Origin of the sequence: Psychrobacter sp. SZ93C1 (genome assembly GCF_015864635.1) — a bacterium.
Taxonomy (GTDB): Bacteria; Pseudomonadota; Gammaproteobacteria; order Pseudomonadales; family Moraxellaceae; genus Psychrobacter; species Psychrobacter fozii.
In genome coordinates this window covers 141,309-158,403 of sequence record NZ_JADYWY010000004.1, presented here as the reverse complement: position 1 = coordinate 158,403, position 17,095 = coordinate 141,309, and the positions used below count along the sequence as shown (strand labels likewise).

Annotated in this window: 13 protein-coding genes; 2 read left to right on the top strand and 11 right to left on the bottom strand. The window is 43.6% G+C overall.

Going from position 1 to position 17,095, the window contains the following annotated elements; translation table 11 throughout:
* Positions 1-10 precede the first annotated feature (10 nt).
* The 5 genes from I6E83_RS06985 to gyrA form a co-directional block, all read right to left on the bottom strand.
* Positions 11-268, bottom strand: coding sequence for a hypothetical protein (locus I6E83_RS06985; RefSeq protein WP_197100739.1), 258 nt, complete (start codon positions 266-268; stop codon positions 11-13).
* 93 nt (positions 269-361) lie between these two features.
* Positions 362-1,030, bottom strand: coding sequence for a glutathione S-transferase (locus I6E83_RS06980; protein ID WP_197100738.1), 669 nt, complete (start codon positions 1,028-1,030; stop codon positions 362-364).
* Positions 1,031-1,218: 188 nt separating this feature from the next.
* A complete protein-coding gene (rarD, locus tag I6E83_RS06975; protein WP_197100737.1) occupies positions 1,219-2,286 on the bottom strand; it encodes an EamA family transporter RarD in 1,068 nt (355 codons plus the stop codon).
* A 240-nt stretch (positions 2,287-2,526) separates the two neighbouring features.
* Positions 2,527-3,597 carry an EamA family transporter RarD gene (rarD, locus tag I6E83_RS06970; RefSeq protein ID WP_197100735.1) on the bottom strand — a complete coding sequence of 357 codons (1,071 nt, stop codon included), beginning with the start codon at positions 3,595-3,597 and terminating at the stop codon, positions 2,527-2,529.
* A gap of 200 nt (positions 3,598-3,797) precedes the next feature.
* Positions 3,798-6,599: a DNA gyrase subunit A gene (gyrA, locus tag I6E83_RS06965; RefSeq protein WP_197100733.1), complete on the bottom strand. Its 2,802-nt coding sequence runs from the start codon at positions 6,597-6,599 to the stop codon at positions 3,798-3,800.
* Positions 6,600-7,039: 440 nt separating this feature from the next.
* Between gyrA and I6E83_RS06960 the strand changes: the two genes are divergently transcribed.
* Both I6E83_RS06960 and I6E83_RS06955 read left to right on the top strand, forming a co-directional pair.
* Complete coding sequence (locus tag I6E83_RS06960; RefSeq protein ID WP_110922345.1) at positions 7,040-7,321, top strand: hypothetical protein; 282 nt, start codon at positions 7,040-7,042, stop codon at positions 7,319-7,321.
* A 162-nt stretch (positions 7,322-7,483) separates the two neighbouring features.
* Positions 7,484-8,350, top strand: a complete 867-nt coding sequence (locus I6E83_RS06955; protein WP_197100731.1) for a methyltransferase — start codon at positions 7,484-7,486, stop codon at positions 8,348-8,350.
* 97 nt (positions 8,351-8,447) lie between these two features.
* Here the strand turns inward: I6E83_RS06955 and I6E83_RS06950 are convergent, their stop codons facing one another.
* The 6 genes from I6E83_RS06950 to I6E83_RS06925 all read right to left on the bottom strand — a co-directional run bounded on the left by I6E83_RS06950 (position 8,448) and on the right by I6E83_RS06925 (position 17,073).
* Entirely contained in the window at positions 8,448-9,656 is a 1,209-nt protein-coding gene (locus I6E83_RS06950) for an ABC transporter ATP-binding protein (protein ID WP_197100729.1), read from the bottom strand.
* Between the two features lie 110 nt (positions 9,657-9,766).
* Positions 9,767-11,461 carry an ABC transporter permease gene (locus I6E83_RS06945; protein ID WP_197100727.1) on the bottom strand — a complete coding sequence of 565 codons (1,695 nt, stop codon included), beginning with the start codon at positions 11,459-11,461 and terminating at the stop codon, positions 9,767-9,769.
* Between the two features lie 127 nt (positions 11,462-11,588).
* Entirely contained in the window at positions 11,589-12,698 is a 1,110-nt protein-coding gene (locus I6E83_RS06940) for an extracellular solute-binding protein (RefSeq protein ID WP_197100725.1), read from the bottom strand.
* A 378-nt stretch (positions 12,699-13,076) separates the two neighbouring features.
* The gene (locus I6E83_RS06935; RefSeq protein WP_197100723.1) at positions 13,077-13,811 is read right to left on the bottom strand and encodes a 16S rRNA (uracil(1498)-N(3))-methyltransferase; all 735 of its coding nucleotides are present in this window, start codon (positions 13,809-13,811) and stop codon (positions 13,077-13,079) included.
* Positions 13,808-15,388, bottom strand: coding sequence for a 3-deoxy-D-manno-octulosonic acid transferase (locus I6E83_RS06930; protein WP_197100721.1), 1,581 nt, complete (start codon positions 15,386-15,388; stop codon positions 13,808-13,810). Before I6E83_RS06930 ends, I6E83_RS06935 begins: the two co-directional genes overlap by 4 nt.
* A 143-nt stretch (positions 15,389-15,531) precedes the next feature.
* Complete coding sequence (locus I6E83_RS06925) at positions 15,532-17,073, bottom strand: tetratricopeptide repeat protein (protein WP_197100720.1); 1,542 nt, start codon at positions 17,071-17,073, stop codon at positions 15,532-15,534.
* Positions 17,074-17,095: the final 22 nt, after the last annotated feature.

The window sequence follows — 17,095 nt, the reverse complement described above, 5'->3', positions numbered from 1 at the left end:
TATTTATCTGCTATGACAATTGGCACATCATGGTTTTTTGCGCTTCAACCATCTGCCCACCATTGGCCGTACACTCATTGACCATATTGGACTCATAAGATTTCCAACCACCATAAAAGCTCGCTGCGCATAGTATTACAACCAAAATTTTCTGCGACCAAGATTTGATAGAGACTTGCTGGCTATTCACAGCGGCTCTATCAATTTGAGAGTCAGCAGTGTTGTCTGTATCAATTTTTTTGGTGTTTAATTTATTCGAATCTGTCATTTGTAATCCTAAAAAAGGTTTTGTCTATAAATAAACAAAACCTTTCATTTTACTATCAAATTAGTTATTTATCATTGATTAAATATAGCTCGTCTAAAACTGCAAACGACCGCCTTTGGCTTCTGCACGTTTAAAGGCATCACGCTCTTCACATCGTTTTAGCCAGTTCAGAATATTGGCATATTTGCGGCTGTCCAATCCTGCACCCGCATTGGCCCCAGCAATCGCAAGGTGCATCTGGATATCGGCCGCACTGAACTCACTGCCTGCAAACCAATGATTATCTTGCAAGCGCTGCTCGATCATATACAGCATTTTTTCTAGACCGCTGCTGATCATGTTTCTTTCGACTTGACCCTGTATTTTTTTACTAATGGGCCTGATCAGCATTGGGGACTGTTGAACCACTTTGGTGAATACCAAACGCATTACTAGCAGTGGCATCAGTGATGACTCAGCAAAATGTAACCAAAAAGTATAAGCTTCCCATGCTGCTTCGTTGTCATCGGCAGGTTTAAACTGCTGCTCCTTATCATAATGCTTGAGTAGATATTCAATGATAAATCCTGACTCAATCAGCGCGCGATCGTTCACTTCTAGTATTGGTACATTGCCAAGTGGATGCACTTTTTTTAGGCTTTCTGGCGCGCGATATGCTTTAGTGCGCTCGTAGCTCGTCAAGTTATAATCGATGTTTAACTCTTCTAACAGCCATAAAATACGAAACGAGCGTGAGTTTGCTAAATGATGAAGATGCAACATAAACCATCCTAGTTATAGTGTGAATGAGCAGTAATATTTTATATAGGGTGTGCTGCATTTATCTAAATATGGCAGCACTGCTCTTGATAATAGCGTAATTACTTCATCTTTGACACAGAAACTGTATCGCGTTATGCCAAAAGATATAGCCCGCCAAGTCAGACTCAACCTACGCCCACTAGCAATGTTTACTTTAAATGCAATGCTTCGATTTTGCGTGTCATCTTATCTATTTTTTGCTGATACTTTTTAATTTTACGAAACCGATGCGCGGCTAATACACCTTTAATACGGCGATTTTTGAGACGACGGCGCGGTGGAAAGCTACCCACTTGTGGCTCATTGTAGCCATGTAAGCGGTCATCACGTTTACGTGCCATATAACCAAGTGCACTATCCGCAATCATGATAAGCAATGCGATAAAAATCATGCTGTACATCAACATCGAGCCTTCTTCGACATTATGATCCAAAATAGCAATGGAAAATATAAACAAGAATATTGGCTCAAGGTAGCATAAAGTGCCAAACAGTGAGACGGGGAGCTTTCGACTCGCTATCATCGTCAACGACATGGCAGCAGTACTAATAATGCCAAGTAAAGGTAACAGATACCACAGTTTATGATTGGCTATCGCTACTTCAAAGCCATCATTCATATACAGCGCAACCAATACGACTGGTAATAACAACACAAGATCCGATATAAGACCAGTGATGGGCGGCACTGCCAAATAACGACGCAATAAATAATAAGGCGGGTAACCCAAGCAGACAAACAACGTCGCCCAAGAAATAGCACCGTATTGAAAGATATCATAAGCAATACCAAAGCCTGCGCATCCGATGGCAACCCACTGGAGTAGGCTCATGTCTTCATTATAGAAGAAGCGACCAACCACAATCATAATCATCGGATATAAGAAGTAGCCTAACGTTACTTCCAGCCCCAAGCCATTGACAGGTGCCCACATGAATATCCAGATTTGCGCACCCAAAATCGGTGTAGGTAGTATGAATAAAAACCACTCTTTCGCGTTTTTTAGGGTTTTTAGATAATCAAAAATATGCTGCCACTGCTTTAGTAAAGTGACTAGCAACACCAAGCTAAAAAACATCGTTAGCACGCGCCACGACGCAACCTGTGTACCTGATAATGGTTGCAGTAGTAAGCCAAATAAGAACAGCAGTGAATACAAAAAATTTGCAGCCACGGCAGTGATTGTACCCTGCGAGGTTTGGTTAGTAGTCATCATGGCAGCGGCCTTTAACGATTGGTGCACATCCTTGGCAATTTTTAAAAAAAACAAAAGCCTCAGACGAGAACGTCTGAGGCTTTTGCAAATAAGGTCGTCGCGCAATCTAAGATAAACGCTTTGAATGTATCGTGCTTACATCATGGCGGGCATTATGTCAAAGTCAAAACAGATAAGCAATGCCAGTGTTCACCTATTGACTCAACTTCTTCATTGAGTAAATTAAATGCACCTAACTAATTATTTTAAATCAAGTTTCTCTATTTTTTGCTGTATCTTATTCATCTTTTTTTGGTAGCGGCGTTTCTTACGAAAACGATGGGCTGTTAGCACGCCATCGATACGCTGATTGATAAAATGACGCCGTGGAGGAAAGCCCCCTATCTGCGGTTCTCTATAACCATGCAAATGATCATCACGGCGACGAACCATATAGCCTGTCGCACTATCAGCCATCATAACCAGTAGCGCAAGTGTAATCATGCCGTACATAAAGAGAGAACCGCCCTCCTCAAGACTCTGACTGAGAACGGTAATAGATAACACAAATAGCAGCATAGGCTCTACATAGCTTAATGCCCCAAATAATGACACGGGTAGCTTACTACTCGCAATCATGGTCAACGACATCGCAAGCGCACTAAAAGCACCAAGCAATGGCAATAGATACCAAAATTTCATGTCTTGTGTTGCCACACTAAAGCCACCACTAAAATATAGCATGGTGAGTACCACTGGCGTGAGCAGTGTCAAATCAAACAGCAGACCCGTTACTGGTGGCACAGACAGTGTACGTCGCAGCAGATAGTACGGCGGATAACCCAAGCATACAAACAGCGTCACCCAAGATATTGACCCATATTGGAATATATCATAGCCAATACCCATCGCTGCAAATAGCGCTGCCGCCCACTGTAATACGCTCATATACTCATGATAAAAAAACCGACCCAATACTATCATCACTAGCGGCAATAGAAAATAGCCCAAGGTGACATCCAAACCAAAGCCGTTCACCGGTGCCCACATAAACAGCCAAATCTGTCCACCCAAAATTGGTGCGGGTAATATAAATATTAACCATTCTTTAATCGTCTTGAGCGTCTTTATATAGTCAAACACATGCTGCCACTGCTTGGTAAAACTGACTAGTAACATCAGACTCAACAGCATCATCAACACACGCCATGACGCGACTTGTGTGCCAGTTAAGGGCAGCATAAAAAGCCCGAATAGAAACATCATCGCGAATAAAAAGCTCGATGATATCGATGCAAGGGTACCTTGGAAGGTTTGATTGGTCGTAAGCATAACAACAGCCTTAAAAATATAACTTTATGGGCGTAATTTATAAAAAATTATAGAAGCTGAGGTTTATATAACTTAAGAGCTAACAGCTGACCTCAAAATTAATAATCCTCAGAAAAACAAAAAAGCCTCCGACGATAACGTCAGAGGCTTTTCTAGAACAATCATATAAGACTAGATCAAAAAGCTAACTACTGAGGCACTTACTCGCCGTCTAATTCATCACTGTTTGCAATATCAATAACATCACTAACGTCGGTTGACACTGCGTCACCAGTCGCCGCATCGATGTCTATCTGCTCTTGACCTTCTACATCGAACGTACCATCTTCTTTCATGGCATCGATAAGCTCACCATCGCCTTCTTGGTGCTCAACACGCGCCATAGCGACCAGCTTTTCATCTTTTGACAGACGAATCAGAGTGACACCTTGAGTATTACGACCAGAACTGGCCACATGCTCAACTGGCGTACGAACTAACGTGCCTTTGTCAGAGATTAAGATGATGTCATCTTCAGGATCAACCTTAGTGGCACGAACCAGAGCACCATTACGCTCACTGGTCTTGATCGCGATCACACCGCCACCGCCACGATTTTGGGTGTTAAACTCATCAATGAATGTACGTTTACCAAAGCCATTTTCACAAGCAATCAGAATTTCACGTACATCATCTTCGATAACGACTAATGATTTGATAAATTCATCAGTAGCCAGACGCATACCACGGACGCCTTTCGCAGTACGGCCCATCGCACGAGCGTCATTCTCATCAAAACGAATGGCTTTACCGCTTGAGGCAAACAACATCACTTCTTGGCTACCATCAGTGATACGAGCGCTGACCAATTTATCGCCGTCTTCTAGACCAACTGCAATGAGACCGTTCGAGCGAATATTTGCAAACTGCTTGAGCTCTACGCGTTTCACGGTACCATTAGCCGTTGCAAAGAAGACAAAAGGCGCCTCTGCTTGGTTGCTGCCCTCTAATGAGTCATCATCGCTATCTATTAAGATATCTGCGTCTGATATCTCACCTGTAACCGATGTGTCCTCTACGATTTTTGGAATCGGTAATATCGTCGTAACGGTTTCATCACCATTTAAGCCGATTAGATTGACCAACGGACGACCACGTGCACCGCGGCTGGCGATAGGCACTTCAAAACCACGTAAGCTAAAGACACGCCCACTATCCGTGAAGCACAATACCGTAGAATGCGTGGATGTCACGACTAAATGATCAATGACATCATCTTCTTTCATTGCCGTTGCTGACTTACCTTTACCGCCACGTTTTTGCGCGACATAATCGTCAATTGGCTGAGTCTTAGCATAACCAGTACGCGACACTGTCATCACAACGGTTTGCTCTGGAATAAGGTCTTCACGACTAAAGTCAGTACGTGAGTCAATAATGTCCGTACGGCGCTCGTCACCAAAGTTATCACGAATCTCAATCATCTCATTCGAGATAATGGTCATTAACTTATCGAAATCACCAAGAATAGATTCTAAATGTGCAATCTCACGCAATAGGTCTTGGTATTCTTCGGTTAATTTGTCTTGCTCAAGACCAGTCAGACGATGCAACTGCATATCTAAAATGGCATTGACCTGTTCAAGAGACAAGCGATAACGCTCTTCGCCTTCGATCAGACCAAATGGCGCTTTAGGATCTTCGCCTTCGATATAGTCAGGACGCACTGACTGACTGCCAGCAGCCGTTAGCATCGCAACGACGCTGCCTGAGCCCCACGTATTATTTAGCAAGCTTTCACGTGCTAAGCCACGGTTTGCAGATGCTTTAATTGTCGCAATAATTTCGTCGATATTGGCCAGTGCAACGGTTAAGCCTTCAAGCAAATGACCACGGACGCGCGCTTTGTTCAATTCATAAATGGTACGACGTGTTACCACTTCTTGACGATGACGGACAAAAGCAGCAATGAGCTGACGCAAGGTCAATATCTTTGGCTGACCATTATCAAGCGCGACCATATTGATACTAAAGCTAGACTCAAGCGGCGTTTGTAAGAACAAGTTATTAACGATAACTTCAGCAGTTTCACCACGGCGCAAGTCAATGGCGATACGCATACCGTCTTTATCAGACTCATCACGAATTTCGCTAATGCCTTCGATTTTTTTATCACGAACCAATTCTGCGATACGCTCAATCAATTTGGCTTTATTGGCTTGATAAGGTACTTCTGTGAATACGATGCGCTCGCGATCACGGTTGACGCCAGCATTGCTCATCGGCTCGATATGATAACGACCACGAATATGCAAACGGCCTTTACCCGTACGATAAGCATCTAATATACCTGCACGGCCATAAATAATACCGCCCGTAGGGAAATCAGGGCCTGAGATATGCGACATCAACTCTTCGGCTGAAACTTGTGGGTTTTCAGCATACGCCAAACAAGCATTGATCACTTCGGTTAAGTTATGCGGCGCCATGTTGGTCGCCATACCGACAGCGATACCCGTTGCACCATTGACCAACAGGTTAGGAATGCGCGCTGGCATGACGCTTGGCATGCGCTCAGAGCCGTCGTAGTTGTCTTCCCAATCGACTGTATCTTTGTCCAAATCAGCAAGCATCTGGTGAGTCAGTTTGGTCATACGTACTTCGGTATAACGCATGGCTGCCGGAGGATCATCATCGATCGAGCCAAAGTTACCTTGACCATCAACCATCGGATAACGCAAGCTGAAATCCTGTGCCATACGCACGATCGCATCATATACAGCGCTGTCACCATGCGGATGATATTTACCGATGACATCACCAACCACACGTGCTGACTTCTTGTATGGCTTATTGTAGTCATTAGATAGCACATGCATGGCATACATCACGCGGCGATGGACAGGTTTGAACCCATCACGTACATCAGGTAGCGCACGCGAGACAATCACGCTCATCGCATAATCCAGATAGGACTGCTTCAGTTCATCTACGATGCCAATAGGACTGACCGACTCGCTCATATACACTCCTTCACTCATATCCACGCTATTAATTTTGCAGGCTTTATAGATAGATTATTAGCGCCCATAAATATTGATAAAAACCAATAAATACAACGGACACAGCAACACTATAAAGCGTGAAAAATACTGGGAAAATGATGATATTTTTGATAGTAAAATAAAGAAGCTATTTTAGCACAAATTTGCCGATTTAGGGGGTTCCGAGTACTATTAAAATCAAGCAAAACAGCCTATTAACTGCAATATTTGAAGCAATCAGTAGCCTCTGAAAATATATTACTAACAGGCACGTTTTGATTGGCTGATTTTGCCATTTTTAGCCCCTGTAAATGACTATCCAGTAAATTGAAAACATGCCCTAGACAAAAAAAAATTAAACGCTACACTAACTTATCTTTTACAACACTTAAATAACGACTTAACAGGCTACTCTTATTATGGATATCATTCTTGCGATTGTTTGGATTTTAGCAATGGTGCTATATAGCTTTTCGAGCGATTATGTTTCTAAATTTCCTAACCATAACAATCGTGCTGTACCTTATGTCCGTTGGGGCGCACTTTTAGTCGCTATGGCTTTATCAGCATACTTGGCAAAAGCCTATCAAGAAAACCTACAAGGCAATGGTATGTGGGTGTTTGTTATCGTCGTATTTGTCATTATTATTTTATCGAAAATCATCTTCAAATGGGTCATCAATAGACGTTTGAAACGCTAGATTGTACTGAATATTTTTCTTATAGTTAAAGAAATCTAAAACAGCTACAAGGCAGCCGACCACAGATTGTACATATAGTACCTCTAGGGAGGGTAACACCGTAGCGGTTTGGTAGTTCGCTGACTATACTCTAAACCTCTTACTTATTGATCTAAATACCTTATGCCAACTAAACCTCAAGACAGCCAACCTGAATCAAACCGTTCCATACCACTAGAAGTTGAACAAGCAGAAGTCGATAGAGCAGATCGTAGCTTTGATGCCATTGCTGATCATTTTGAAAAGAAGGTCTACGGCGGTTTAAAAGGTGACATACGACTGGCAGTATTGCGCCGTGACATCTTTGAATATTGCACACAAATGAGCAAAGATCTGAATCGACCGCTACGTATCTTAGATGTGGGTGCAGGATTGGCTCAGATTTCGATAGAACTTGCTGCTCAAGGTCACACGCTGATTATCAATGATATCTCTGAGAATATGCTAGAAAAAGCAAAAGCAAGTGCGGAAAAAAGTGATCAAGTGCTAGATATCACATGGCATGTTTGCCCGTATCAAGATCTTGCAGGAAAGCTAAACGGTGATAAGAAAGATAAATTTGATTTGATACTCTGTCATGCCCTACTTGAATGGTTGGCAGAGCCCGCTGCCGTCATGAGCTTTTTTGATCAGCATCTAACAGATAATGGTGCGCTGTCACTGTGCTTTTATAACCCAGCGAGCTTCGATTATCGCAACCTGATAATGGGGAATTTTAATTTACTTGATAATCCCGAATACAAAGCTGACAACAAAAAAAGCCTAACGCCCAATTATCCTGTCGCTAAAGAAGAAGTAGAGTCTTGGCTGGCGACACATCATTATAAAACGGTGCGCACCAGTGGTCTTCGTGTATTTCATGACTATGCACCACTCAAGCGCGGCGGACATAGTGATCCAGAAGCAGTCATTCGGATGGAACTGCGTTACTCACAACTAGAACCCTACAAGTGGCTGGGACGCTATTTGCACATACTAGCCACTCGTTAAATTAATACGTAATCATTAATCTATCCAAGCTTTCATACTTATTTCTTTGAGAGATAAGTATTTAAAAGCAGGTCTTTTGAGCAATGTTTACTAACTACTACTGTGCCTCTTCTGATCTATCATACTCTGACCATGTGGTCGCATTGATATTCTTCTCATCGAAAACAACGACATGCTCAAGCATGGGCAAAATACCGATGCGTGTTCCTATGCCATGATTGTGATGACTGGCAACTAGCGACAGTACTGTCTGCCCATCGTCTAGTTGTAAGCGGTACAAGTAGTTCGCACCGCGAAACACACGCCCGATAACCAATGCCGTCTGCTTACTATCGTCGTCGTGAATGATATCGTCAGGGCGTACCAATACTTTAATCAATGTACCGTTTGGATAATCATACTCACAGTACTGCGGTTGACCAGACTCATCATAGACTTCCATACGACGATAAATATCCCCCAGTGCCGTCTCAACATGACCTTCTTTAATGATGCCATCTATCATCGCGCCCTCGCCGACGAACTCGGCAACGAAAGGACTAATTGGCTCATGATAAAGCTCGCTCGGCGTCGCCCACTGCACCAACTTACCTGCTTGCATAACCCCAACTTTATCCGCTAATGCAAATGCTTCGTTTTGATCATGGGTTACCAAAATAGCCGTGGTATTGGTGCGTTTCAGGATATCACGGACATTCATTGCCAATGATTCGCGTAACACCACATCCAAATTCGAAAACGGTTCATCAAGTAGCAATAGTTTAGGCTTTGGCGCTAATGCACGGGCTAAGGCCACTCGTTGCTGCTGGCCACCTGAAAGCTCATTCGGACGTTTGTCCGCGTGCTCGGTCAACTCAACAAGGCTTAGCATTTCAGCGACACGTGCTTTTTTATCAGCGGCAGACCATTTATTGAGACCAAAGGCAATGTTCTTTGCCACGCTGAGATGACCAAATAATGCATAGTCCTGAAACACCATCCCCATGCCACGCTTGGCTGGGGCTACTGCATAGGACTTACGATTGGTGATATCTGTTAAGCACTGATTATTCAGATGAATATTGCCGCCACGACTTTGCTCTAGCCCTGCAATGGCGCGTAATGCGGTGGTCTTTCCGCAACCGCTGTAACCCAAAAAGCAGCCAATCTCGCCTTGCTGTAGCACTAGCGACAGACCATTAACGATGATCGTATCGTCATAACCCACGATTAAATCTTGCACACTAAAATAAGGATTGATACTAGTACTTGCTTCAGTATCTATTGATTGAGAGCCTGATGAGCCTTTGATTGAATCAGTGTGCATAGACGGTACCAGTTAGCGATTAGTAAATAAAATCCATAGATAAAGCAGTATAACGATAGAGAAATTACGACGAAAGACTATAGTATTTGAGGTGAATTTCAACACCACTTTTAGCTTTGTTTGTCGCTTTGACGCAATAGTATCCAGACAGGCAACAGACCAACCAGCACAATCAATAAGCTTGGCAACGCGGCTCGTCCCCACATGCCTTCACTGGTCATCTCAAACACCCGTACTGCCAATGTATCCCAGCCTTGACGTCTGGTCATTAGCGTAATCGGCATCTCTTTCATCACTTCGACAAAGCCCATTAATAACGCGGTCAGTACACCAGGACTAAGCACTGGCAACATCACATGTCGCCATCGTTGATAAGCGCTATCACTCAGTAATTTAGCAGCTGCCTCTTGATTGACGGTCAGCCGTTGCAGTTGACGGTCGACGGGTTGGAAACTCACCGTCATAAAGCGCGTTGATAGTGCCAACAGCATAACAATAACACTGCCTGATAGCACTTGCTGTGACGTAATGCCAAAGGCAATCATTTGATTGTCTAACCATGCAATTGGAATGAAGATTCCGACAGCCAATACTGTACCGGGTACTACATAACCCAAATTGGCCAAAGTGGCCATTAGTTTGGTTGACTTATCAGGATATTGACGTTTTATCCACGCAATAATAATGGCCAAAAAGCCAATGAAAATCGTGGTCATACTTGCAATCATAAGGCTATTGGTCACAAAACCAATATAACGCGCATCGAAATCTTGCCTGAAGTTTAATGCAGTCCAATAGATAAGCTGGAGAAACGGTATGAAAAAAGCCACTGAAAACACTAGCGTACAGAGTAATGTCATGGCCCATTTAGCTGATTTACTGACTTCAAAACGCTGGCTACTGCCTTGAGTGATAGACTGACCGCGCTTTGCCTGCCAATACTGCTCAAACAATACAACGATAAATATCATGCCGATTAATAATGCTGCCAGTTGTGCCGCAGTCGTTAGACTGAAGAAGCCAAACCATGCTTTATAGATAGCCGTGGTAAACGTATCGACATTGAAGACTGATACTGCACCAAAGTCTGCAAGTGTCTCCATGCTGGCCAATAATAGACCACCAATAATCCACGGAAGTGCTTGCGGTAATGCCAAACGAAAAAATACGCGGCCACGGCTTAAGCCTAGCATCTGCCCTGCCTCTATCGCCCGCCTGCCCTGCGATAAAAATGCTTGGCGTGCCAACAGATAAACATAGGGATAAAATGCTAGGGATAATACCAAACCTGCACCCCAGACATTTCGTACCGAAGGGATTGCAGTGCTGATACCCATATCACGTAGACCTGTCTGCAATGGTCCACTGAAATCTACAATACCGAGAGTAACAAATGCTAAAACATAGGCAGGTATCGCGAGCGGCAACATCAATGCCCACGAAAAAAACCGCTGCCCAGGGAAGCGGTACATGCTAGTCACCCAAGCAAGCGCGGTACCGATAGTCCCAGAAATGACGACTACCATTAGCAACAAAATCGCGGTGTTTTTTAGGACTTGCGGTAGTACATACTCCGCCATGTGCGTCCAGATATCAGCGACAGGCTGGGTCCACGATAGCAGTACGATTACAATTGGCACCAGCATAAACAACGAAATCAGTCCTAAGACTGATTTTGAGATAATACGTTTACGGAGGGTATGGTCTTGGCTGACAATCTGATGCTTATCAATAATAGTATTATCAATTACCGTGTCATTGACTGTATCATTCTGACGTACAGACGCGTCTGGCATTGTGCTCATAAATTATTACCGTGTCATACGCATAAAGACCTTACATCATACCAACCTCAAAAATGCTATGAGCCATATCAAACTTAGCTAGCTAGCTTATTCACGTTTTTAAGATTGGTATTATTGGTAGTGACGCCTATTTATAACCTGCTTTGTCCATCAACTGAATGGCTTGGGTTTGCAATTCGCCAAACTTCTGCACGTTGATGTCATCTTTGTTGAATGGGCCCCATGATCTGAGTAGGTCTGATTCATCAATACCTTCTTTGACTGGGAACTCTTTATCTGAGCTGGCATACAGGCCTTGCGCCTCATCAGATGACAACCACTCTATGAGTTTAAGCGTACCGTCTGGATTATCAGATCCAGCTACCACACCAGCGCCTGAGATGTTCACATGCGTACCAGTCGTGTCTTGGTTTGCCCAAAATATACTGACTGGGAAATCTGGTTTTTCATCTAGCAGACGACCATAATAGTAACTATTGGCAACACCCACTTCACACTGACCAGCGGCGATGGCTTCTAGCATAGCAACGTCATCACTGAATACATCAGTGGCTAAGTTATCAACCCAACCACGAACGATTTCTTCTGTTTTTTCTTCGCCCAAATGCTCCATCATACTAGCCACAAGCGATTGGTTGTATACCTTCTTAGATGTACGTAGGCATAATTTGCCTTTCCATTTTGGATCGGCTAAATCTGCATAAGTAGACAACTGGTCGGCACTGACTTTGCTTGGGTCATAAAAGATAGTACGAGCACGTAATGACAGACCTGTCCATTGACCTTTTGGATCGCGATATTTTGCAGGAACGTTGGCTTCTAATACAGTAGACGATACTGGCTGCAACAGGCCCTGCTCTGCCGCTTGCCATAAGTTACCCGCATCCACTGTCAACAGCATATCGGCTGGCGTGTTCTGACCTTCCGCTTTTAAACGTGCCATCAGCGGGCCTGTACTGTCCGTCACCAACTCAACCTTCACACCTGTTTGTTCGGTATAACGATCTAGCAATGGCTTAATTAACTGCTCATTACGTGAAGAATAAATAGTAATCGTTTGCTCATCTGCACCGGTAGCACCATCGTTAGCAGCTTGTTCTTCAGTACCCGCTTCTCCAGTTTCTTCTGTCGTAGATGAATTACTACAGCCTGCCAATCCCAACATCATGCCAAATACGGCAACAGGCAAGATAAGCTTGGTAGAAGTTAGGTTAGCGCTAATGGCACTTAATGACATGGTTTTCCCCATAATAATGCTAAAAAAGATAAGACAGCAATGGTACAGAACGGCAATAAAACCCTGACTATTAAGAGGGGTAATACTGCGACAGATGAACACGATATACTAATCGAAATGAGAGTAATTATCAATCCATTTATTTGATTCAGAAAGAGGCTAACTTTATGAATCAGCAATTATTATTGAGATACCTGTTTATCAACTTTGACGGCCAAATGACTCACAGAGCTTTTGCGTATTTTCAGGTATTTTCGATATAGTTAAAGAGGTCTAAAATAGGTACAAGGCAGCCGCCTGAAGATTGTACAAGCGGTATATCTAAATAAGGTAACGCCGTAGCCGTTTTCTGACTATTAGCAACTCTCTAACTATATTTTACTGTAGCAGCCACTGTCCTAAGATAGCATTCACAGCGGCTTCGGTACGTAAGATGCGTGGGCCTATATTTACGGCTGTGCAATCTTGTGCGGCGAGTAACTCTATCTCATAATCTATCCAGCCACCTTCAGCACCGATACAGACCAAACTTGGAAGCGTTAGTGTTTGCTGTGGTGATTGCTGTAGTAAGTACTGTGCAAATGACAGCTCACTATACGGATGCGCGACGATAGCACGATTGGTTATTAGACTTGCCAGCTCATCCTCGACAAACGGCTTAAAGCGCTTTTCTAGCCTGATACGAGGTGCAATCGTATCAACACCTTGTTGCAGTCCTTCTAATACAAACTCATCGAGCCGCTCAAGCATAGGGCTTTGCCAATAGCTTTTTTGCGTGCGATAGCTATTGATCAGGACAATACCACGTACACCCAATGCCGTCATGTCCATGATCAAGCGTCGTAATACTTTGGGGCGTGGCAGCGCTAATACGACCGTAAGATCTAACTTAGGCGGCGGCACAATACTAAGCTGAATATCACACAACTGGATACTGTCGGCGTTGATACCTTTTATGATGGCAGTGCCTAAATGACCTTCTAACTGGCCAATTTTGAGCGTGTCACCAACTTTCGCACCCAGTACTTTATTGACATGGCTGATTTGCGATGGCTCATTGATTACTGCTGAGTCATTGGAGAAATTCGTAGCGGGCAATAATATACAGTTCATAGCAGCTCTTGATTTGAATATTGCTCAATCACGTCTTCAATCATGGTGAATTGACGCACCAATACGGCTTGTTTCTCCACAGTCAATTGCGCACCTGCTTGTCCTGCCTGCTTTGCAACATCTAAATGACTCAACCAAGATAATAACTGCTGATAAATAAGTGCCGCATCGTCATTTTTACCTGCCTTAGGTAGAGTGGTTGTACTCGTTGCATCTGAAGCAACAGGACGATAAAACGTATTATTTGGTTGATATAACGCGCCAACCTCTGACAGTCGATCAACCACCGTTTGGCAAGACTGAGTATAGCCTCCCATCAGTACAGGCGTTGCGATACTGGCTGGCTCAACGGGGTTATGTCCGCCTACATCAACTAAAGAACCACCAACTAATGCCACATCTGCCAACTGATACCACGTCATTAGCTCACCCATACTATCAGCCAGATAAACATGCGTATCTGCGCCAATAGACTCCTCCGCACTACGCCGTGCCATCGTTAATTCTGTACTTTGAATGAGTGCTGCGACTTCGTCAAAACGCTCAGGATGCCTAGGTACTATAATAAGTAGCGCATCAGCAAGTGCGGGGTTGGATAGTAGCTGCTTGTGCAATGATAATGCGATTTCTTCTTCGCTGCTATGCGTGCTTGCCGCCACCCAAATCGGTCGACCTACGACACCAAACTCTGTTGCCAGCTCAATTTTTTGGTGTTGTATATGCTGATATTCGTCTTCTACATCGACTGTCTTCGCATCAGTAACAGCCGTATTGCTATGAACAGTATTGTTTTTTGGTGTATTAATCACCCATTTCAACGAGCCTGCCACACGAATTTGCGCACTATCAGCACCCAGTTGTCGAAAGCGTTTGGCTGATTCATTGTCTTGCGCAATAATTAGCTTAAGGTTTTTCATCATGCTACGGCTGACAGCACTAATCTTTTGATAACGTGTAAAAGATAACGCGGATAGCCGACCATTGACTAAGATACTAGGAATACGATGTTCGGACAGTTTGATTAAGATATTTGCCCACAGCTCTGTTTCTACAAACAATGCGATATCAGGCTTTACATGAGCTAAAAATCGTTCGATCACGGCAGGGCTATCGACAGGTACGTAACTGTGGCTCATTCGACCTTGAGCAATCTCATCGGCGAAACAACTCGCACCACGAGCAAAGCCAGTTTGAGTGGTGTTAGTTAACCATATTTGATACCCACTAGCCAATAGCATATCGAGTAACGGTGCGACCGTATTGGTCTCACCCAAGGAGACTGCATGGCACCAAATAACACCTTTATCGTTGCTAGGCATATTTACTGGTACGAAGCTCGCATCCTCTGCATTTACTATTGGAACTGATGGATAGTTTTTACCAAAACGCTGCTCAACTTCTTGCCGATAGTTGTCACGCTTATGTGAGCGTCGCCATACTTGCAGTCGATACGCGGGCTTAAGTAAACTGATGGCAAACTGGTAATAAGATGGCGGCTGATAGACAGTTTGGCTAGTCAACGATTCAGAATCAATCGCGGATGAAGGACAATCAGATGAGGTATGAGACGATGGCATGAAGTAGCCCAGATTAGTAATGGATCGAATAGTAGAAGGTAGCGGTAAAAATTGCGCCAATTCTACCTGAATTTGGCGCGTAACAATAAACTTTTATCGCATACATAAGTCAGGAATTAAATACCTAACTTAGTAAAAAGCTTTTAAACAATAATTAGTATCAGTATCGCGACCACTATAACGGCTGCAAATAACAACTGATAACGCTTGATACTATGCTGTTCTTGCTTTTGGGTCGTTATCAGTGTTTGTGCTTGCTGCCATTGTTCAACGATTTTTGCGGCTTCCATATGGCCATTTTCTGCTGCTTGCTCTAGCCAATATTTGCCATTATCAATATCTTGTGCCACACCTAGCCCTTGATAAAACATCTTACTTAATAGGCGCTGAGCACGACTGTCATTTTTGCTAGCTGCTTGCTTGACCCAAGCGGTACCCGATTCTATAGCCGCACTTTTATCAGCCGCTATACCTTCATCGAGCAACTCATACATCGCTAATCGTAACATGGCGGCGGTATTTCCAGCTCTTGCCACCTCTTGTAGCTTTAACAACGCTTGTTTTTTGGCAGCCAAATGATTATCTGAAAATACAACCTGCGCGCGCGGTTTGTTTTGCTTAGCAATGTGTTGCTCAAACTGCTCTAACACATTACTGACTTGCTGATATTCAGTCTGACCAGCTGTCTGAACCACCTCAATAGTCTCTAATTCTATGCGAAGTTGCGTAAACATTTCTGGCATCGGCAATTCTTTTGAGGGAATTGTTATCGATGTTGAAGGTATTAATGGCTGATTTGATAGCTGTTTTGACAATTGGCTAGAGATAGCCTGTTCTGAGGTAGCACTTTCTACTGGTTTAACCTGTTCTATTATCGGCTCTTCTTTGGCTAAGGCAAGCTGACTTTGACTGTCTGGCTGAGCAAGTATATTAGGTTCTGGTATAGCAGCTGGCGTATCATTTACCCATTGTTTTTCTAATGCCGTATGCATATCAACTGCTTTGACGTTCTCTATGCTAGAGCCTATATTTATATCTGTATCTGCATGCTTTGAGTTGCTTTCAGTAATTTGAGCAACTGTAGCTGATATGTCTGATTTAACCACTTGATCATCATTTAGTTTTGGCAATCTTGCATTAACTGCTTGATATAGACCGCTAGCAACTTGACCGCCTTGTACCGCTTCAAACTGTCTATCAATGTGACCAAATAAACGTAACCCTATCGGCTCTAAAGCAAAAAATAATGACGCATCAGCACTAACACCAGCGTCATCACGATAAATGACCGCCATGTGCTGATAAAAATCGTCCGCTGTGAGTGACAGTTCTGGATAACGTTTGTGTAGCTCAAACTGCCCGTACCAATGTGGCGTATTTTGCCATTGCTGTGCTAATACCTGTCCTGCATAAAATGCCACAAACATCATGAAGTTACGATAGCGCTCATCGACCAACAATGATGCTTCATCCCATTGACCGACTTTAATCATTTCACGGCGTATCTTCGACAACAACGTATCTATGCGCTGTAGGCTTGCCAGCGACTCATCTAGCACGCAATCACGAAGCTCCGTTTCGTAAGCTATGCCACCAGCGATGGCTCGTCCCGCTAAGAAGTCTTGCCAATAGCCTGCTGCAATATAGTCAAAAGGCGTTAGGGGTGATGCAGATGATGCATACATAGACAAGCACGTCCTTTATATG